The organism is Streptomyces sp. NPDC026538, from assembly GCF_055567535.1.
This window is the reverse complement of record NZ_JBVHQG010000012.1, coordinates 157199-175321: the sequence shown is the minus strand read 5'-3', so window position 1 is coordinate 175321 and position 18123 is coordinate 157199. Positions and strand designations below refer to the sequence as shown.

The window sequence follows — 18123 nt, the reverse complement described above, 5'->3', positions numbered from 1 at the left end:
GGTGACGGGGGCGAGCCGGCAGGGCGGCTCAGAGGATCGCTCCGGGGGCGTAGGCGGCGGCTTCGGGGTGCTGCTTGAGGATCTCCTCGATCCGGCCGACCACAGCCGCGACCTGGTCGGCGGCCGCGCCCGTGAAGGACAGCTTGTCGGCCATCAGGGCGGTGAGCTGCGCACGGTCGAGCGGCAGCCGCTCGTCGGCGGCGAGCTTGTCGAGCAGGTCGTTGCGCTCGGCGCCCTGCTCACGCATCGCGAGCGCGGTGGCGACGGCGTTCTCCTTGATCGCCTCGTGCGCGACCTCACGGCCGACGCCCGCGCGCACCGCGCCCATCAGCACCTTGGTGGTGGCGAGGAACGGCAGGTAGCGGTCCAGCTCGCGGGCGACGACGGCGGGGAAGGCGCCGAACTCGTCGAGCACGGTCAGGAAGGTCTCCAGCAGACCGTCCAGCGCGAAGAACGCGTCGGGCAGGGCCACCCGGCGCACCACCGAGCAGGACACGTCGCCCTCGTTCCACTGGTCGCCCGCCAGCTCACCGGTCATCGAGGCGTAGCCGCGCAGGATCACCATGAGGCCGTTGACGCGCTCGCAGGACCGCGTGTTCATCTTGTGCGGCATGGCCGAGGAGCCCACCTGGCCCGGCTTGAAGCCCTCGGTGACCAGCTCGTGCCCGGCCATCAGCCGGATCGTCTTGGCCAGCGACGACGGCGCGGCCGCCAGCTGCACCAGCGCGGTCACGACCTCGTAGTCCAGGGAGCGCGGGTACACCTGGCCGACCGACGTGAACGCCTGCGAGAAGCCCAGGTGCCGCGCGATCCGGTTCTCCAGGTCGGCCAGCTTCGCCGCGTCCCCGCCCAGCAGGTCCAGCATGTCCTGGGCCGTGCCGACCGGGCCCTTGATGCCACGCAGCGGGTAGCGGCCGAGTAGTTCCTCGACCCGGCCGTGGGCCACCAGCAGCTCGTCGGCGGCGGTCGCGAAGCGCTTGCCGAGGGTGGTGGCCTGTGCGGCCACGTTGTGCGAGCGGCCGGCCATGACCAGCTCCGCGTACTCGCCGGCCAGCTTGCCCAGGCGCGCCAGGACGGCCACCGTACGGTCACGCACCAGCTCCAGCGAGAGCCGGATCTGAAGCTGCTCGACGTTCTCCGTCAGGTCACGGGAGGTCATGCCCTTGTGCACGTGCTCATGCCCGGCGAGGTCGTTGAACTCCTCGATCCGCGCCTTCACGTCGTGCCGCGTGACCTTCTCGCGCTCGGCGATGGAGGCCAGGTCGACGGTGTCGAGGACCCGCTCGTAGTCGGCGATCACCGCGTCCGGCACCTCGATACCGAGGTCCTTCTGGGCCCGCAGCACGGCGAGCCAGAGCTGCCGCTCCAGCTTCACCTTCTGCTCGGGCGACCAGAGCGTGGCGAGCTCGGCGGAGGCGTAACGTCCGGCGAGGACGTTCGGGATGCGGGGCTTGGCGGGGGCGGCAGAAGTCACGTGTACGGATTCTACTGGCGGTTTCTGCAGTCCAGCGCCGCAGGTCCGCTCGTGCGAAGCTACGAGAGCCGTGCGGTGGTGGGGCGGATCGGCCCGGTCCGGCGCACGGGCGTCAGGAGGCCTCGGCCAGCTCCGCCAGAACGTCCGCGTGGCACGGCTCGGGCGCGCACCAGCACGCCAGGGTCCTCCCCCGCAGCTCGGCCACCAGCTCCAGCAGCTCGGGGTGTTCCAGCAGATACGCCCGGTACATGGCCATCACCTCGGCCCGGGTGCCGTCCCGCTTCTTCCTCGGGGTGTCGTAGGCGAAGGGGTTGCGGAGCGGGTGGCGGGGCAGGTCCCAGCCGCCCATGGTCCAGCGGCGGCCGACGTAGACGACGTCCTCGGGAGCATGTTCCAGCCGGGGGCCGAACTCGTGGATCCGGCCCCTGACATTGATCACCCGCGTGGCCACGGCATCCAGGGTATGCCCCGGCTATGCCTCGAACGGCAGCAGTTCCGGCCGCTTCGGCGCGCGGCCGTCGCCCGAGGAGCGGCCGGTCAGGCGGCGGCCTATCCACGGCAGCAGGTGCTGCCTGGCGAAGCGGGCGTCCGCGACCCGCCGCGCGGCCCAGCCGGGCGGCGGTGTGGCCGGCATCGGCGTGTGCCACTCGCTGTCCTCGGCGTCGTACCCGAGGGTCTGCCAGACCGCCTCGGCGACCCGGCGGTGCCCCTCGGCCGTCAGGTGCAGCCGGTCCACGTCCCACATCCGGGGGTCGGAGAGCGAGCGGGCGCCGTACAGGTCGACCACGACGGCGCCGTGCTTTCCGGCGAGCTCCTCGACGCAGTCGAACAGCTCCTCCATGCGCGGGCGGAACCGCTCCAGCACCGGGCCCTGGCGGCCGGGGCTGCGCATCAGCACCAGCTGCTCGCAGGCCGGCGCCAGCCGCTCCACCGCCTCGGTCAGCAGGTCCCGGACCCGGACCATGTCGCACTTGGGACGCAGGGTGTCGTTGAGGCCGCCGACCAGGGTGATCACGTCGGGCCGCATCGCCACCGCCACGTCCACCTGCTCCTCGACGATCTGCCCGATCAGCTTGCCGCGCACCGCGAGGTTGGCGTAGCGGAAACCGGGGGTGCGGGCGGCCATCCGGGCGGCGAGGACATCGGCCCAGCCCCGGTACGAGCCGTCGGGTTGCAGGTCCGACATGCCCTCGGTGAAGGAGTCGCCGACCGCGACCAGGCTGGAGTGGGTGGGAAGCGCGGGGTGCACAGGGTTCTTCTGCATGGCGACAGAGATGGTATCCCGAGGCGCATACCCGTCGGTCGGTCCCTCCTCGGAGGTGGCCTACGCGTGCTGCCCGAACAGCTCCCGCAGCACGTCCTCCATCGTCACCAGCCCCCCCAGCCGTCCGTCGTCGCCGAGCACGCCCGCCAGATGGGTGCGGCTGCCGCGCATCGCGGTGAGAACGTCGTCCAGCGGGGTGCTCTCCCGCACTCGCGCGATGGGCCGCATGTCCCGCAGCCGGAACGCCTCGTCCCTGGGCGAGGCGTCCAGCGCGTCCTTGACGTGCAGGTAGCCGACGATCCGCCGCCCCTCGTCGACCACGGGGAACCGCGAGAAACCGGACTCCGCCGACAGCCGCTCCAGCTCCTCCGGGGTGACGCCCACGCGCGCGTAGACGACACGTTCCAGCGGAACCACCACGTCGCGCACCGGGCGCCGGCCCAGCTCCAGGGCGTCGTGCAGCCGTTCCTGCGCCCGGTCGTCGATCAGACCCGCCTCAGTGGCGTCCTTGACGATCTCGGCCAGCTCGGTGTCCGTGAAGGTCGCCGCGACCTCGTCCCTGGTCTCCACCCGCAACAGCTTGAGCAGGCCGTTCGCGAAGGCGTTCACCGTGAAGATCACCGGACGCAGCGCCCGGGACAGCGCCACCAGGGGCGGCCCGAGCAGCAGCGCGCTGCGCACGGGCTCGGCGAGCGCCACGTTCTTCGGCACCATCTCGCCGAGCAGCATGTGCAGGTAGGTCGCCAGAGCCAGCGCGATCACGAAGGACACGGCATGGCCGGCGCTCTTGGGCACGCCGACCGCGTGGAACACCGGCTCCAGCAGATGCGCGATGGCCGGCTCGGCGACCACACCCAGCACCAGCGTGCACAGAGTGATGCCGAGCTGGGCGGCGGCCAGCAGCGCCGACACGTGCTCCAACCCCCACAGCACGATCTTGGCCCGCCGGTCGCCCGCCTCGGCGTGCGGCTCGATCTGGGAGCGGCGCACGGAGATCAGCGCGAACTCCGCGCCCACGAAGAAGGCGTTGACGACCAGCGTCGCGAAACCGATCAGCAGCTGTACGGCGGTCACCGACGCCCCTCCTGCTTCCGCTCCTGCTCGTCGGCGAGCGGCGCGTGCAGCAGCACCCGGGCCGCCCGCCGTCCCGACGCGTCCACCACGTCCAGCCGCCACCCGGCGACCTCGACGCTGTCCCCGGTCTCGGGTATCCGCCCCAGCTCGGCCGCGACCAGCCCGGCCAGCGTCTCGTACGGCCCCTCGGGGGCCCTCAGACCGACGCGCGCGAGCTGGTCCATACGGGCCGCGCCGTCCGCCGAGTAGAGCGCGCGGCCCTCCTCGTCGGCGCCCGCGGGGGCGAGGTCGGGCGTCTCGTGCGGGTCGTGCTCGTCACGGACCTCGCCGACGACCTCCTCGACGATGTCCTCCAGGGTGGCGACCCCGGCCGTACCGCCGTACTCGTCGATGACGACGGCCATGGTGCGCCGGCCGCCGAGGCGGTCCAGGAGGCGGTCGACGGTGAGGGACTCGGGGACCAGCAGCGGCTCGCGCATCACCTGGGCCACCCGGACGCGCGCCCGCTCCGCCACGGGCAGGGCCACGATGTCCTTGATGTGGGCGGTGCCGACGACCGAGTCCAGGCTTTCGCGGTAGACCGGGAAGCGGGACAGCCCGGTCGCCCGGGTCGCGTTCGCCACGTCCTCGCAGGTCGCCCTGACCTCCAGGGCGACGACCTGGACGCGCGGGGTCATCACGTTCTCCGCGGTGAGGTCGGCGAGGTTCAGGGTGCGCACGAACAGCTCGGCGGTGTCCGCCTCCAGCGCGCCCTCCTTGGCGGAGTGCCGGGCCAGCGCGGCCAGCTCCTGGGGCCCGCGGGCGGAGGCCAGCTCCTCGGCGGGCTCCACGCCGAACCGTCGTACCACCCGGTTCGCGGTGTTGTTCAGGTGCGTGATGAAGGGCCGGAAGGCCGCGCTGAACCAGCGCTGGGCGTTGCCCACCCGCTTGGCCACGGCCAACGGCGAGGAGATCGCCCAGTTCTTGGGCACCAGCTCGCCGACGACCATCAGGAACACCGTGGACAGCACGGTGCCGATCACCAGGGCGAGCGAGCTCGCCGCCGACCGCGCGATGCCCATCGCCTCCAGCGGACCGGCCAGCAGCTTGGCGATCGACGGCTCGGCGAGCATGCCGACCACCAGATTGGTGACCGTGATGCCGAGCTGCGCCCCCGAGAGCTGGAAGGTCAGGTGCCGTACGGCCTTGAGGGCGCCCGCCGCCCCGCGCTCGCCGCGCTCCACGGCGCGCTCGAGTTCGCCGCGACCCACCGTGGTCAGCGAGAACTCGGCCGCGACGAAGGCACCGCAGGCGAGCGAGAGCAGGATCGCCACCAGCAGGAGGAGCACTTCGGTCATCGGGTCACCTCCGTCCCATGATCGGACAGGGCGGACGGGACCGCGCGGTATTGCCGGAACCGAGGACCGGGAGGCTCGCCCATGGGCGGACGCTCACACACCTTTCATCGAGGAACGGGGACGATCCCTCAATGGTAAAGGATCGGCAAAGGGAGCTACCGGCGGCCTCCGTGACCGATTCCTCGGCGGCCGCCGGTGGCGTCGGCCGCCGAGGCCTGCTTGCCCGCCGATGTCACCTCGCCGATGGCGCTTCGCCGATGACGCCTCGCCGATGTCGGCTCGCTGGCGTCGGCTACAGCGGTTTGACCCAGCGTCGCCAGTGGTCCTCGCGGCGGTAGCCGGCGGCGGCCCACGTGTGGTGGGCCTGTTCGTTGGCCTCCAGGACCATCGCGTCGACGCGGCGGCCGCCCAGGGCGGCGAAGCGCTGTTCCGCGGCCTGCAGCAGGGCGGTGGCGATGCCCTGGCGGCGGTGGTCGGGGTGTACGGCGAGCCGGTAGGCGGAGCATCGCCAGCCGTCGAAGCCGGCTATGAGGGTCCCGGCGAGAAGGTCGTCCCGCGTCGCGAGGAGCAGCGCTTCGGGGTCTCGTGCGATGAGTCGGGCCACGCCGTCGTGGTCGTCGCTGATGCTCGTTCCTTCCGCGGCGTCGCGCCAGAACCGCAGCACGGTGTCGATGTCCGAGAAGGTGGCGCAGCGGATGCGAAGATCGCTCATGAGCCGAGCCAAGCAGGGCGCTCGCCTGTCTGGCGAACGAGTTATCCATACCGGGGAATCAGGCGGAGGCGGGATGGGAACCATGTGACCCATGACCCGTCGGGGTGACCGCCCGGTGTGCACAGGCACCCCGTCCCCCCGCCGCCGCCTCCACGTACCACCACGTCGCAAAGCCGGTCGGGGCGCTGTGCCGCCCTACGCCCAGCGGCGGAGCGCCGGATTGATCGCTCTGCTCTTGCGGTGGCGTCCGCCCGAGCGGTCGACGGACGAGGAGTTCGGCATGGGGGCCTCGGCGCAGGTGTGTGAGTGGGGGAGATGCGGCGGGAGATCCAGGGATCTTGAAAGGGAAAGTAACAGCTGCAACTCGGGTTACCCATGGGGATGTTGGGGGGGAAGGAGAGCCTGGCCGGTTTGCGACGGTGCCGGACTTGTGGGGTGGCCCCTTCGGCGTCCCACCACGTGCCGTCCCGTGGTCGGCGGGTCTTGATCGCCTCCGAGTCCGCTGGCTAGGTTGGCCGGCATGACCGACTCCAGAGCCCTCGTCTGGCCGCCTGCCCCGATCAAGACCGAGCGCCTCGTGCTCCGCGAGTCCGAGGCACGGGACCGTGCGGTGGTCATCGAGCTGGACGCCTCGCCGGAGGTGAGCACCTACCTCGGTGGCCCTCGACCGCGTGCCGAGCTCGAACGCACGGTGCCCGAGGTGCCCGGGCGGCGCCCTGGCTGGTTCGTGGTCGAGCTCGACGGAGCGATGATCGGCACGATCCAGCTCAAACCGCACGCCCCCGAGCTGCCGGGCAGCAAGCACCGCCGGGAGGCCGGGGGGACCGATCTCGGCTACTTGTTCCTGCCGGAGGCGTGGGGGCACGGCTATGCCACCGAGGCGTGCGCGGCGGCCCTCGACTGGTTCGCCGGCGCGCTGCCCGGTGAGCCGGTGGTGCTCTACACCCAGACCGCCAACGTCCGTTCGATGCGCCTCGCGGCGAAGCTGGGGTTCACCGAGGTGGAGCGCTTCGAGGCGTACGGCGCCGAGCAGTGGTTCGGCGTGCGGCCTCCGGTCGCGCCCCACGCCTGAACTCGCGCCGGACAAATCCGAGCCACGGGGCCATCGAGCGGTGGTCGGCTTCGGCGTGCCCAACCCGCGGTGGCGGCGCCCGCGTTCGAGAGCGGATCAGCGCAGGAGGCCGGCCGCCGCGGTCCACAGGCGTTCGGCATGCGCCGGGTCCAGGGCATAGGGAGCCACACCGGGTACGCCGAGCTCAGCGGGCCGCTGGGAGACGCGCGGGGCTTCGTTCACGTCCTCGAAGTAGCGTCCGCCCAAGCCCTCCGCCAACGGGGACGCGGCCAGGAACACCGACGTCGCGGCGCCCTGCTCCACCGTCTTGCGGTAGGGCTCAGGGGTCTTCAGGCCGCCGGTGTGCCGCTGCAGGTTGGTCGCGATCGCGCCGGGGTGCAGGGCGTTGGCCCTGATGCCCGCACCGGCCCAGCGGCGGTCGGCTTCCACGGCCATGAGGACTTCGGCGGTCTTGGACTGGCCGTAGGCGGCCAGCGGGTCGTAGGGGCGGAAGCGGAAGGCGAGGTCGTCGAAGACGACCGGCGAGAAGAGATGCCCGCTGGAGGAAACGGTGACGACGCGGGCGCCGCCGGCGGCGGCCAGCGCGTGATGCAGTCCCAGGGTGAGTGCGAAGTGGCCCAGGTAGTTCGTGGCGAACTGCTGCTCGTGCCCGGCGGTACCGCGCTCGAGTTCCGGGAGCATCATGATCCCGGCGTTGTTGACCAGGATGTGGAGAGGGCCCTGCCACCTGTCGGTGAAGGCGGCGACGGACGCCAGATCGGCGATGTCGAGGTGCCAGGCGCGGATCGCCTGGTTGCCGGTCGCCTCGCGCAGGCCGGCGGCGACCTGCTCACCTGCGCGAAGGCGGCGCACGGCGAGGGTCACCTCGGCGCCGGCTGCCGCCAGGGCCCGGGCGGTCTCGACCCCGATGCCGGATCCGGCGCCGGTCACGACGGCGCGCTTGCCGGCCAGGTCGACTCCCTCGATCACCTCGTCGGCAGTCGAACGGCGATCGAACCGACTGTGAAACAGATCGGACATGGATGTCTCCTCCATTGGGTCCGCGCAGTGGTGGGCGCGGTCCGGGAACGAGTGGTGTGACGGCGGCGCACGGCCTTCGACGGGGCGCCGGCCGGACCACTGCACGGGAACCTGGTCGCCACTGTGCGGCTGCGAAGAGAGGGCGGCCAGGCCCCCTGGAGACCGGGACCGGCAGGGCCACCCAGACGGCGTGCGGGCGACCTAACCTGGCGGTATGGCAAATTCCGGTGATCCGGGTGCTCTGGCCGCCTACCTGCGCGCCCGCAGAGAGCTCGTCACTCCCCAGGACGCGGGCATTCCCGATGCGGGAAACCGTCGGGTGGCCGGGCTGCGCCGGGAGGAGGTCGCCTTCCTCGCCGGCGTGAGCTCCGACTACTACGTCCGTCTGGAGCAGGGACGCGACCGACGCCCCTCCGAGCAGGTGCTGCTCAGCATCGCCCGCGCCCTCCAGCTGGACGAGGAGTCCACCGCCTACATGCTCCAACTGGCCGCCGCACCCCAGCGCCCCCGCCGGGCCCGCGCGTCCCGCCCCGAGAAGGTCAGCGACTCCGTCCGCACGCTCATCGACGCGTGGCCACTCACCCCCGCCTACGTGCACGGCCGGTACATGGACGTTCTCGCCGCCAACCGCCTGGCGACCGCGCTGTCACCGGCCAACACACCGGGCCACAACGGCATCCTCGACGCCTTCCTCAGTCCGGAGCTGCGCGAACTGCACCAGGACTGGGAAGCCATGACCGCCAGGATCGTCCCCTATCTGCGCTCGGTGGCCGGTGCCGACATCCAGGAACCGCGCCTGATAGAGATCATCGGCGAGCTGTCCCTGCGCAGCGAGCGATTCCGTCGGCTCTGGGCCCGCCAGGACGTCAGGCACAAGTCGACCGGCACCAGCCTGATGCGCCATCCCCAGGTCGGCCCTCTCGAACTGCACTACGAGAAACTCCTGGTCCCGAGTGCTCCAGGCCAGACCATCGTCACCTACCATGCCCGCCCCGGCAGCGACAGCGAAGACCGGCTTCGCCTGCTTGCGGCCCTGGACATCGACGAAGGCCGTCACGACAGCGCGCAGCCCTCCGCCAGTGAGACGAGGACCTTCCCGGCAGAGTGACCTCGCCGCACGGCTGTAGCGCCCGTGCCCGGTCGCGTTGGGCATCGAAGGCGCAGCCCATGCCGGACTCCGGGAGCGCGTCGCTGCTCAAGACCGGCGGGGCCGGCGGGTGATCCGGATCGGCGCCGGCGCGATCGCCCTGGGCCCGTAGGGCGCGGTCGCCGTGTTCCGCTACGCGGACAGCTCCGCCAGCACCGGCGCGAAGACCTCCATGTACGGCTCCAGGACGGTCAGATACGAGAACCCGTACCGCTCGCGCAGCCCCCGCACCCGGCCGACGACCTCCTCCAGGGTGCCGACCAGGACCGTGGGCAGGGCGAGGGCCCGGGCCAGGGTCAGTTCGGGCCGTCGCGCCAGCAGTGGGCCGAGTGCGGACCGTGGGTCGTCGGTGATCGCGACGATCTGGATGAGCAGGTTCCGTTCAGCCGGTTCCGTGCGGCCCGCCGCCAACTTCGCGTAACGGGCGACCCGTTCGTCGAGCTCCTCCGCCGGGACCGGCTCCAGGCGGCCCTCCGTACTGCCCGGCGCCAGACGGGCCCCGGCGAAGGCCGCGATGTCGGCGTGCTCGGCGGTCAACCGCAGCATCCGGTCGCCGTTGCCGCCGATCAGCAACGGCACCCGGCAGCCGTCCGACTTCAGCAACTCCTCGACCGTGCGCCGCAGATGGTCCACCCGCTCGCGCGGCGAGCCGAACGGCAGCCCGGCCTGCTCGTGCTCCGCCTGCACATAGCCGGTACCGAGACCGAGTTCGAGACGGCCGCCGGTCAGCGCGGCGGTCGTCGCCACCTCGCGGGCCAGCAGCACCGGATTGAAGAAACCCGCGTTGAGGACGAAGGTGCCCAGGCGTGGCCGTTCGGTCGCCCCGGCCGCCGCGACCAGTGCCGGGAAGGGCGCCGGCATCCCCAGGTGATCGGGGACGAGGAGTACGTCGTACCCGAACTCCTCGGCGCGCCGGCACTTCGCGCGCCACTCGTCGGCCGACGCGGGCGTGAGCAGGTTGACCCCGAAGCGGAACGGACGCGGCATGAACTCTCCTCAGCGATAGGCGACTTGGGCGTCACGATGTCATCACTCGTGCGCGATGGCCGCCAGCACGTTCATGCGCGACGCACGCAACGCCGGCAGCAGCGCCGCCACGATGCCCACGACCGCCGAACCGATCACCACCGCGACGATCGTGCCCCAGGGGATCGCCAGCGCCTTCATGCCCTGGAGGGCCAGCACCTGCTGGGTGCACACGCCCCACACCAGGCCGAGCGCGAGCCCCAGCACCGCGCCGAACACCGCGATCACCACCGACTCCAGCCGGATCATCCGGCGCAGCTGCCGCTGGCCCAGCCCGATCGCGCGCAGCAGCCCGATCTCGCGGGTGCGCTCCACGACCGACAGGGCAAGGGTGTTGACGACGCCGAGCACGGCGATCACGATCGCCAGGCCCAGCAGCGCGTACACCAGGTAGAGCAGCACGGCGATCTGGTCGTGGACCAGCTTCTTGTAGTCGGCCTGGTCGCGGACCTGCACCTGCGGATACGGGGCCAGGGTCCGCTCCAGGTTCGCGCGGAGCCGGTCCACGCCGGTGCCCGAGGCGTGGTTGACGTACAACGACGAGTCCTGGCCGCCGGGGACGTACTTCTCCACGGTCGCGATGCCGAAGAACAGCCCGCCCTGGGTGCCGAAGCCACTGCCGCTGTCCTGGTCGGTGAGGGCGCCCACCTTCATCTCGGCGCTCTTGCCGCCCTGGAACTCGACCGGGAGCACGCTGCCGAGGCGCACCTTGTGGTCCGCGGCGAAGGTGGCGTCCATGCCGATGCCGCCGTCGGCCAGCGCGGCCGCGGTGTTCCCGCCCTTGTAGGAGACATGGGCGACCTCGTCGACCTGTGGGTCGTACCCGGCGGCGGTCGTGGTGACCCGCTTGCCGTCCGGCAGCCGTACCGCCACCGGCGCGAACCGCTGCCGTACGACGAGACCGACGCCCTCGGTGCCGCGCACCTTGTCGGTGACCGCCCGGGTGAACGGCAGGAAGTTGCCGTTCTGGATGACGAAGTCGGCGCCCAGCGTCTTGTCGATCTGCTGGTCGAAGGACTTGGACATGGAGGCGCTCGCCACCGACATCCCGCCGACCAGGGCGAGCCCCACCATGAGCGCTGCGGCGGTGGCGCCGGTGCGGCGCGGGTTGCGCAGGGCGTTGCGCTGGCTCATCCGGCCGACCGAGCCGAACAGGGCGGGGAAGGCCGCGCCGAGGACACGGATCACCGGACGTACCAGCAGCGGGCCCGCGATGACGGTCGCGAGCAGTGTCAGCACCACCCCGAGGCCCAGCAGTGTGGCGGCCGAGGCGGTCTTCGTGGCCGTCGCACAGCCCGCGAGGGCCGCCGCCCCGAGTGCCCCGACGACGGCGCCGACGATCGCCCGCGTCTTCAGCGGCTTGCCCACCCCGGCGATCTCGGCGTCCGCGAGCGCCGCCATCGGCGACACCGTGGCGGCACGCCGGGCGGGCAGGTAGGCGGCGACGAAGGTGACGCCGACGCCCACGACGTAGGCGGCGACGGGGGTGCCCCAGCCGATGACCATCTCGGTGGTCTTGAGGTTCATCCCGAACGCGGTCATCAGCTTGATCAGCCCGAGCGCCAGCCCGATGCCGGCGCCCAGTCCCAGCGTCGAGCCGACCAGCCCGAGCAGCACCGCCTCGGTGAGCACGGACCGCCGAACCTGACGCCGGTCGGCGCCCAGCGCGCGCAACAGGCCCAGCTCACGGGTGCGTTGGGCGATCAGCATGGAGAAGGTGTTGACGATCAGGAAGACGCCCACGAGCGTCGCGATGCCGGCGAACCCGAGCATCACGTACTTGATGACGTCGAGGAATCCGCCCAGGTCCGCGGCCGAGGACTTGGCCTGCTCGTCGGCGGTCTTCACGTCGTACGTCCCGGTGCCGATCGCCTCGCCGACCCGGCGCTTCAGCTCGGCGTCCGGGACGCCCCGCGCCGCGTCCACCGAGATGCTGGTCGCCCGGTCGGCGGAGCCCAGCAGTTCCTTCGCGGCCACCGAAGGGTCGAGGAAGACCAGGGCCGCGCCGGGGTTGGTGGTGGTGAAGGTGGCGATGCCGACGATCTCCACCGCGAAGGTGCCGGGCTGCGCCTGCACGGTCAGGGTGTCGCCGATGCGCACGTGCTTCTTGTCGGCGGTGTCGGCGTCGAGCAGCGCCTGGCCCGCGCCCTGCGGGGCGTGCCCCGAGGTGAGCTTCACGGGGCTGCGACGGGTGAGGTACCAGTCGGTGGCGATGGTCGGGGCGCCGGTGGTCGGGCCGACCGACTTGTTGTGGCTGTCGACCACCACGATGTTCTGCACGGACACGTCCGCGTGGCTGCCCGCGACCCCGTCGACCTTGGCGACCTGGTCCTTCAACGCGGCCGGCACGGTCTGCACGGCGCCGGTCGGCACCGACGACTTGAGGTCCTCCTTCGGTTGAACCGTCACGTCGGCGGAGGTGGAGGCGAACAGCCGGTCGAAGGTACGGGTGACGGTGTCGGAGAAGATCAGGCTGCCCGCGACGAACGCCACGGACAGGACGATGGCCAGCGCGGACAGCAACAGCCGTCCCTTGTGGGCCAGGAAGCTCCGCAGGGTTGCCTTGAGCACCGGGTCAGTCCTCCTCGGGCCCCGCGGGCCCGCGTCCCACGTCGGATCCGGGGGTCTTTGGCCGCGCGGCGGAACCGCTCGTGTCAGGGCCCCCGGGGAAAAGGCGCATGCGTTCCAGTACGGCGTTCGCCGTCGGACCTTCCATCCGGTCCACCACCCGGCCGTCAGCGAGGAAGAGGACCAGGTCGGAGTGGGCGGCAGCGCCCGGGTCGTGTGTCACCATGACGACCGTCTGACCGAGCTGGTCGACCGCGTCCCGCAGAAAGCCCAGCACCTCCAGACCGGCCCGCGAGTCCAGGTTGCCGGTCGGCTCGTCGGCGAAGATCAGCTCCGGCCGGGAGGCCAGCGCCCGCGCGCAGGCCACCCGCTGCTGCTGGCCGCCGGACAGCTGGGCCGGCCGGTGCTTGAGCCGGTCCCGCAGCCCCAGCGTGTCGACGACCTGGTCCAGCCACTTCCCGTCGGGCTTCTTGCCCGCGATGTCCATGGGCAGGGTGATGTTCTCGACCGCGTTCAACGTCGGGATCAGGTTGAACGACTGGAACATGAACCCGATCCGGTCCCGGCGCAGCCGCGTCAGCTCGCGCTCCCGCAGCCCCGTTATCTCGGTGCCGCCGAGCCAGACCTGGCCGGCCGACACGGTGTCCAGTCCCGCCAGACAGTGCATCAGCGTGGACTTGCCGGAGCCCGACGGGCCCATGACCGCGGTGAAGCGGCCGCGTGCGATGTCCACGTCCACCGAGTCGAGTGCGAGCACGGCTGTCTCGCCCGCGCCGTACGCCTTGGTCAGCCCCCGTGCCCGGGCTGCTGTCCCCTCGGCGGCGGGCGCCTCCGCAGCAGGTGTGGCCAAGACTGCCTCCTAGCTCGCGCGGCCTCTTTGTCCGGGTCGAGCGTAGTGTGACGCGTCCCACAGGCGGTATCACTTTTCGGTTCCGATGCGCGCTTGCCGGTGCTAGCGTCATCGCGCTAGCTTTTAGGTATGGCGAAGACCCAGCTGAACGTGCGCGTGGACGAGGGCACCGCCAAGGCGGCCCGTGAGCGTGCCCTCGCGCGCGGCATGAGCGTCAACCGCTACATAGAGGAACTGGTCATGCAGGACACAGGTGAAGCGGGCCGTACGTTCGTCGAGGCCGCCGCCGACTTCATGAAGCAGTACGAGTCCGTCTTCGCGGAGGAATTCGGCGAAGCGCAGGGTCCCGATACGTCTGACAAGACCGAAGGCCGTCACTGATCCCTTGAACGACCTGACCATCGATCTCGCCTGGCTCCTCATGCTCGCCGAACAGAAGACCCCGGGTGACCCCCAGGTCACCGACTGGGGTGCGCTGATCGCCGCCGTCGCCAGGCACCAGGCCGAGATATTCGACGTCCCCGTCTACGACACCCCGCAGGCCCGCGCCGCCGCCCTGCTCCAACTCCTCATCCACGTCCCGGCACTCGAGCGCTCGAACGCCCTCTTCGCGTCCTCGGTCGCCTACGCCTACCTGGTCGCCAGCGGCCTCAAGGTCGCCACCTCGCCCGAACAGGTCCGTGATCTGGCCCGGCTGGTGAAGACCGGAGAGGCGAGCGTGTCCGACATCGCGGAGGAACTGCGCCGCTGGAGCCTGTGAACCGGGTGCCGCTCAGGACCCCGGGGGTTTGCGCGCGACGCCCAGCACACAGTACGAGGTCGGCAGCCGCAGGCCGTTCTCCGGCAGGAACACCCGCCGGTACGGGCCGAGTTCGAACCCGGCCGCGCGCAACTCGGCGATCGGGTCCCGGGACAGCCGGCAGCCGCCGCTCAGCAGCGGCCACACCGTCCGGTCCAGCGCCCGCTGGGTGAACCGCATCGCCGGGCCACCGCCCCGCCCGTGCTCGAAGAACCGCAGCTCACCGCCCGGCCGCAGCACCCGCCGTACCTCCGCGAGCGCCCGTGGCACATCCCGCACACTGCACAGCACCAGGGAGAGCACCGCCGCGTCGTACGCCTCGCTCTTCACCGGCAGCGCCTCCGCCGCGCCCGGCACCACGTCCACCGGGACCTCGGCGCGGACCGCGGCCTGAGCCGCCAACTGCCGCAGGGTGCGCTCCGGTTCGATCGCGACGACCTCCGCCACCGCCCTGGGGTACCGCGCGAAATTGAGACCGTTGCCCGCGCCGATCTCGATCACGCGCCCGGACAGTCCGGAGAGCAGCCGCTCCCGGACGGCGGCCATCCCGAGCCTGGTCTCGGCGGTCACGCTGATGCGGGCGTAGTAGCGGGCGAACAGCGGGTGGTGGACGGGATCGCGCACCGGTTTCCCGGCAGTGGTGGACATCAGCCGCATGACGATACCTCCCGACGGGAGCGGGTCTACGGTGATTGTCCCCCGCGAAGGCCCGTCGCACCCTCCGCCGCCGGATCAGCCGATGAAGTCCCGCACCTGCTGGTACACGCCGTAGTCGTCGTTCATGTCGGTGTGCGAGATGCAGCCGACACCGACGTCGGTCGCCCCGCTCAGCAGCGCCGAGGAGTCCGGGTCGATCGCCGCGTCGCAGTTCGACCAGTACGCCGCGTACGAGACGCTGCCGGGCGTCTCGTCACCGGAGTTCAGGGCGGTCAGGAAGGAGCTGCCGGTCGTCATCTCCTTGCAGGACGTGTACAGCCATCCGCACAGCGAGGCGACGCTCGTCCCGTGGTTCACCCCGGCGACCGACACGAAGTCGTCCACGTACGCGGTCCCGCCGAGGTTCTTGAGGTAGTAGCGGCTGTTCAGCGCGCCCATGGAGTGGACCACCAGGTCCACCTTCGAGGCGCCGGTCCGCGAGAGCACGGTCTGGATGTAGCTCGACAGCTGCGACGCGGTGGTGACGTTCGACTTCGTCCAGTCGTACGACCAGGCCCACAGCTCCGACGAGGTGTACCCGTCGGCCTTGAAGTCCGCGATCCAGCTGTCCCAGCTGCTGGAGTCGCTGCTGAGACCGTGCACGAAGACGACCGGGTCGTGGCTCGCCGCCTGCGCGGGAGTGGTGGCCAGGGGGAGTGACAGAAGGAGCGAACCGGCTATCGCCGTCAGAGCGGTTGCGATGCGACGCTTGGCGCGTCCCATGATGCCTCCTGAAACGGGTGGGGTTGTTCAGGAGTGTCGGGACGGGTCTACGCGCGCCGCATCGGTGAAGTCGCCAGTCTTTACGAGTCAACTAACTCGCCAGTAACGTCTTTCGCGTGGTGATACCGGTGAATCCCCCACCTCTTGACCGCACTTCGCCACCGCAGACGTCCGAAGCGGGGCCATGCCCGGCTTCGGCGCTCCCCGAGGGCGTACGCGCCCGGGTGCGACGCGTCGTATACGAAGATCAGCGCGCCGTGGCCGAACTCGTGCCGCGCCTCACCGCACGGCAGACGGCGGGACTCGACCCGCTGCCGGCCGAACCGGCCGAACTCGCCCCACGGTTGCTCCATGCCCTGCGCCGGGAGATCCGTGCCCTGCCCGACGACACCCGTCGGCTGCTGCTCCTGGCCGCGGCCGACCAGTACCCGGTCGCCACCCACGCCTTCCTGCGCGCGGTCACGGCCGGCCGGCTCGACACCCGTCCGCTGGACGCCGCCGAGACCGCCGGGGTCGCCCACGCCGGTGCCGGCGGGGTGTTCTTCCGGGACGCCTGGACCCGGATCGCCGCCTACGGCACCGCCTCACCGGCCGACCGGCGCGAAGCCCACCAACTGCTCGCCCGGGTGCTGGGCGGCAAGGACGAGACGGCCCGCCGCTCCTGGCACCGCGGCGCCGCCGCGCTCGGCCCCAGCGCCCGGCTCGCGTCGGAACTCCGGGTCGCCGCCGACCGCGCCCGCGCCGAGGGCAGACCCGCGCTCGCCCGCGCCCTCGCCGAACGCGCCGCCGACCTCTGCCCGGACCCGGTCGCGGAGGCCCGGCTGCTCGCCCTGGCCGCCGCCGATGCCTGGCGCTCCGGAGAGCCCGACCGGGCGAGACGGCTCGCCGCCCGTACAGACGACTCCGCCCTCGACGGCGTGCTCGCCCTCAGAGCCGGCAACGCCTCGGAGGCCTTCGACGCCCTGCTCACCGCCGCCGTCCGGCAGGAACGTTCCGTCGACTCCGCCGAACTCCTCGCCCTCGCCACCGAGGCCGCCGTCTACACCGGCGACCTCGGACGCTGCCGCGAGGCCCGGGACATCGCCCGGTGGCTGGGCGTCTCCCCGCCCGGCATCCTCGCCGGACTCGCCGCCGCCGTCGAGGGCCGCTACGACGACGCCCGGATCCTCCTCAAGGGCCCCGTCGGCCGCTGCGGGCCCGGCGGCGACCCCGGTCTGCTGATCCACTCCGGCATGGCGGCGCTGATGCTCGGCGACCACACCCGCGCCGCCACCGCCACCCTCCGGGCCGCCGCGTCGGCCCGCGCCCTCGGCACCCCGGCGACGGCCGCTCAGGCCATGGAGTTCCGGGCCTACGCCGACTTCTGGACCGGCCGTACCCGGGCCGCCGAGGCCGCCGTCCAGGAGGCCCTGGACCAGGCCCACGCCACCGGGCAGGACAACGGGGCCTGTCATCTCCAGGCCGCGCTCGCCATGTTCGCCGCGGTCCGGGGCGACGAGGAGGCCTGTCGCGAGCGCGCCGCCGCCGCCCGCGCCTACGCCCTGGCGCACGGGCTCGGCCTGCCCGCCGCCCTCGCCCAGTGGGCGCTCGCCTTTCTCGACCTGGCGGGGGGCCGCTTCCCCGCTGCGGCCGCCCGGCTGCGCGCCCTCGCCGGGTTCGGCCCCGGACACGGCCACCGGGCCATCCGGCACCTGGCCACCCCGCACTACGTCGAGGCCGCCGTGCGCACCGGGGACACCCGGGTCGCCCGTGCCGCGTACGCCGACTACCACCGCTGGGCCACCGCCGTCCGCAGCACCGACGACCTCGCGCTCAGCGCCCGCTGCCGGGCCCTGCTCGCCCCCGGCGCCGAAGCCGTCCAGCACTACCGCGCCGCCCTCGACCTGCACGCCCGGGGCACTCGGGACTTCGAACGCGCCCGTACCGAGCTGCTCTTCGCCGGGGCCCTGCGCCGGCTGCGGCAGCGCCCCGAGGCCCGCGACCGGCTGCACAGCGCGCTGGCCGCCTTCGAGTCCTTCGGCGCCCCGCACTGCGCCGCCCAGGCCCGTGCCGAACTACGCGCACTGGGCACGGCGTTGACACCTGCCACCACCGGGGCGCCCGACCCGGCCGCCGTCCTCACCGCCCAGCAGCTCATGGTCGCCCGGATGGCCGCCGAGGGCGCCACCAACCGCGAGATAGCCGACCGCCTCAATCTGAGCCCACGCACCATCGACCACCATCTGCGGGGGGTCTTCAGCCGGTTGGGGATCCGATCCCGGATCGAACTGGTACGGCTGCTCGGCGAGTCGCCCTAGGTCCGCCGGTCGGGTGCGGCGCCATCGTGGCTGGTCGCGCAGTTCCCCGCGCCCCTAGAGGGGC

17 protein-coding genes are annotated in these 18123 nt (G+C 72.0%); 5 read left to right on the top strand and 12 right to left on the bottom strand.

The window, feature by feature from the left end; translation table 11 throughout:
- Positions 1-28: 28 nt before the first annotated feature.
- The 6 genes from purB to ACZ4N4_RS37560 all read right to left on the bottom strand — a co-directional run bounded on the left by purB (position 29) and on the right by ACZ4N4_RS37560 (position 5861).
- On the bottom strand, positions 29-1474 hold the full coding sequence (gene purB / locus ACZ4N4_RS37585) for an adenylosuccinate lyase (protein WP_467597373.1): 1446 nt from the start codon (positions 1472-1474) through the stop codon (positions 29-31).
- Between the two features lie 112 nt (positions 1475-1586).
- Positions 1587-1925 (bottom strand): DUF4326 domain-containing protein, encoded by a 339-nt coding sequence (locus tag ACZ4N4_RS37580; protein WP_467597371.1) that lies wholly within the window; start codon positions 1923-1925, stop codon positions 1587-1589.
- Between the two features lie 21 nt (positions 1926-1946).
- Positions 1947-2738, bottom strand: a complete 792-nt coding sequence (locus ACZ4N4_RS37575) for an SGNH/GDSL hydrolase family protein (RefSeq protein WP_467597368.1) — start codon at positions 2736-2738, stop codon at positions 1947-1949.
- 60 nt (positions 2739-2798) lie between these two features.
- On the bottom strand, positions 2799-3812 hold the full coding sequence (locus tag ACZ4N4_RS37570) for a hemolysin family protein (RefSeq protein ID WP_453563635.1): 1014 nt from the start codon (positions 3810-3812) through the stop codon (positions 2799-2801).
- Positions 3809-5149, bottom strand: a complete 1341-nt coding sequence (locus tag ACZ4N4_RS37565) for a hemolysin family protein (protein WP_467597366.1) — start codon at positions 5147-5149, stop codon at positions 3809-3811. The genes ACZ4N4_RS37570 and ACZ4N4_RS37565 overlap by 4 nt, the downstream gene beginning before the upstream one ends.
- A 292-nt stretch (positions 5150-5441) precedes the next feature.
- Positions 5442-5861 carry a GNAT family N-acetyltransferase gene (locus ACZ4N4_RS37560; protein WP_467597363.1) on the bottom strand — a complete coding sequence of 140 codons (420 nt, stop codon included), beginning with the start codon at positions 5859-5861 and terminating at the stop codon, positions 5442-5444.
- 520 nt (positions 5862-6381) lie between these two features.
- Between ACZ4N4_RS37560 and ACZ4N4_RS37555 the strand changes: the two genes are divergently transcribed.
- Positions 6382-6933 (top strand): GNAT family N-acetyltransferase, encoded by a 552-nt coding sequence (locus ACZ4N4_RS37555; RefSeq protein WP_467597360.1) that lies wholly within the window; start codon positions 6382-6384, stop codon positions 6931-6933.
- Between the two features lie 96 nt (positions 6934-7029).
- Here ACZ4N4_RS37555 and ACZ4N4_RS37550 read toward each other — a convergent pair whose 3' ends face one another.
- Entirely contained in the window at positions 7030-7953 is a 924-nt protein-coding gene (locus ACZ4N4_RS37550) for an SDR family NAD(P)-dependent oxidoreductase (protein WP_467597357.1), read from the bottom strand.
- 214 nt (positions 7954-8167) lie between these two features.
- Between ACZ4N4_RS37550 and ACZ4N4_RS37545 the strand changes: the two genes are divergently transcribed.
- The gene (locus ACZ4N4_RS37545; RefSeq protein ID WP_467597356.1) at positions 8168-9061 is read left to right on the top strand and encodes a helix-turn-helix transcriptional regulator; all 894 of its coding nucleotides are present in this window, start codon (positions 8168-8170) and stop codon (positions 9059-9061) included.
- Positions 9062-9232: 171 nt separating this feature from the next.
- Here the strand turns inward: ACZ4N4_RS37545 and ACZ4N4_RS37540 are convergent, their stop codons facing one another.
- From ACZ4N4_RS37540 to ACZ4N4_RS37530, 3 genes are read right to left on the bottom strand one after another with little or no spacing between them, the layout of a single operon-like run.
- Entirely contained in the window at positions 9233-10087 is an 855-nt protein-coding gene (locus ACZ4N4_RS37540) for a TIGR03621 family F420-dependent LLM class oxidoreductase (protein WP_467597353.1), read from the bottom strand.
- 42 nt (positions 10088-10129) lie between these two features.
- Complete coding sequence (locus ACZ4N4_RS37535) at positions 10130-12697, bottom strand: ABC transporter permease (protein ID WP_467597350.1); 2568 nt, start codon at positions 12695-12697, stop codon at positions 10130-10132.
- Positions 12698-12701: 4 nt separating this feature from the next.
- On the bottom strand, positions 12702-13544 hold the full coding sequence (locus ACZ4N4_RS37530) for an ABC transporter ATP-binding protein (RefSeq protein ID WP_453563652.1): 843 nt from the start codon (positions 13542-13544) through the stop codon (positions 12702-12704).
- A 129-nt stretch (positions 13545-13673) separates the two neighbouring features.
- Here ACZ4N4_RS37530 and ACZ4N4_RS37525 point away from each other — a divergent pair, with 129 nt between their 5' ends.
- Both ACZ4N4_RS37525 and ACZ4N4_RS37520 read left to right on the top strand, forming a co-directional pair.
- Positions 13674-13925 carry a toxin-antitoxin system HicB family antitoxin gene (locus tag ACZ4N4_RS37525; RefSeq protein WP_351698264.1) on the top strand — a complete coding sequence of 84 codons (252 nt, stop codon included), beginning with the start codon at positions 13674-13676 and terminating at the stop codon, positions 13923-13925.
- Between the two features lie 4 nt (positions 13926-13929).
- Positions 13930-14304: a fic family toxin-antitoxin system, toxin component gene (locus tag ACZ4N4_RS37520; protein WP_450763491.1), complete on the top strand. Its 375-nt coding sequence runs from the start codon at positions 13930-13932 to the stop codon at positions 14302-14304.
- A 12-nt stretch (positions 14305-14316) separates the two neighbouring features.
- On the opposite strand, the gene ACZ4N4_RS37515 is transcribed toward ACZ4N4_RS37520, so the two are convergent.
- Both ACZ4N4_RS37515 and ACZ4N4_RS37510 read right to left on the bottom strand, forming a co-directional pair.
- Complete coding sequence (locus tag ACZ4N4_RS37515; RefSeq protein ID WP_467597346.1) at positions 14317-15000, bottom strand: class I SAM-dependent methyltransferase; 684 nt, start codon at positions 14998-15000, stop codon at positions 14317-14319.
- Between the two features lie 75 nt (positions 15001-15075).
- Positions 15076-15762 (bottom strand): esterase/lipase family protein, encoded by a 687-nt coding sequence (locus ACZ4N4_RS37510; protein WP_453563656.1) that lies wholly within the window; start codon positions 15760-15762, stop codon positions 15076-15078.
- Positions 15763-15878: 116 nt separating this feature from the next.
- Here ACZ4N4_RS37510 and ACZ4N4_RS37505 point away from each other — a divergent pair, with 116 nt between their 5' ends.
- Entirely contained in the window at positions 15879-18059 is a 2181-nt protein-coding gene (locus ACZ4N4_RS37505) for a helix-turn-helix transcriptional regulator (protein ID WP_467597343.1), read from the top strand.
- The last annotated feature ends 64 nt before the right edge of the window (positions 18060-18123 follow it).

Bases quoted from the DNA above. Each gene is read 5' to 3' on its own strand.
- ACZ4N4_RS37560 (WP_467597363.1), bottom strand. From the start codon at position 5,861: ATGAGCGATCTTCGCATCCGCTGCGCCACCTTCTCGGACATCGACACC.
- ACZ4N4_RS37525 (WP_351698264.1), top strand. From the start codon at position 13,674: ATGGCGAAGACCCAGCTGAACGTGCGCGTGGACGAGGGCACCGCCAAG.
- ACZ4N4_RS37510 (WP_453563656.1), bottom strand. From the start codon at position 15,762: ATGGGACGCGCCAAGCGTCGCATCGCAACCGCTCTGACGGCGATAGCC.
- ACZ4N4_RS37565 (WP_467597366.1), bottom strand. From the start codon at position 5,149: ATGACCGAAGTGCTCCTCCTGCTGGTGGCGATCCTGCTCTCGCTCGCC.
- ACZ4N4_RS37540 (WP_467597353.1), bottom strand. From the start codon at position 10,087: ATGCCGCGTCCGTTCCGCTTCGGGGTCAACCTGCTCACGCCCGCGTCG.
- ACZ4N4_RS37555 (WP_467597360.1), top strand. From the start codon at position 6,382: ATGACCGACTCCAGAGCCCTCGTCTGGCCGCCTGCCCCGATCAAGACC.
- ACZ4N4_RS37515 (WP_467597346.1), bottom strand. From the start codon at position 15,000: ATGCGGCTGATGTCCACCACTGCCGGGAAACCGGTGCGCGATCCCGTC.
- ACZ4N4_RS37545 (WP_467597356.1), top strand. From the start codon at position 8,168: ATGGCAAATTCCGGTGATCCGGGTGCTCTGGCCGCCTACCTGCGCGCC.
- ACZ4N4_RS37575 (WP_467597368.1), bottom strand. From the start codon at position 2,738: ATGCAGAAGAACCCTGTGCACCCCGCGCTTCCCACCCACTCCAGCCTG.
- ACZ4N4_RS37550 (WP_467597357.1), bottom strand. From the start codon at position 7,953: ATGTCCGATCTGTTTCACAGTCGGTTCGATCGCCGTTCGACTGCCGAC.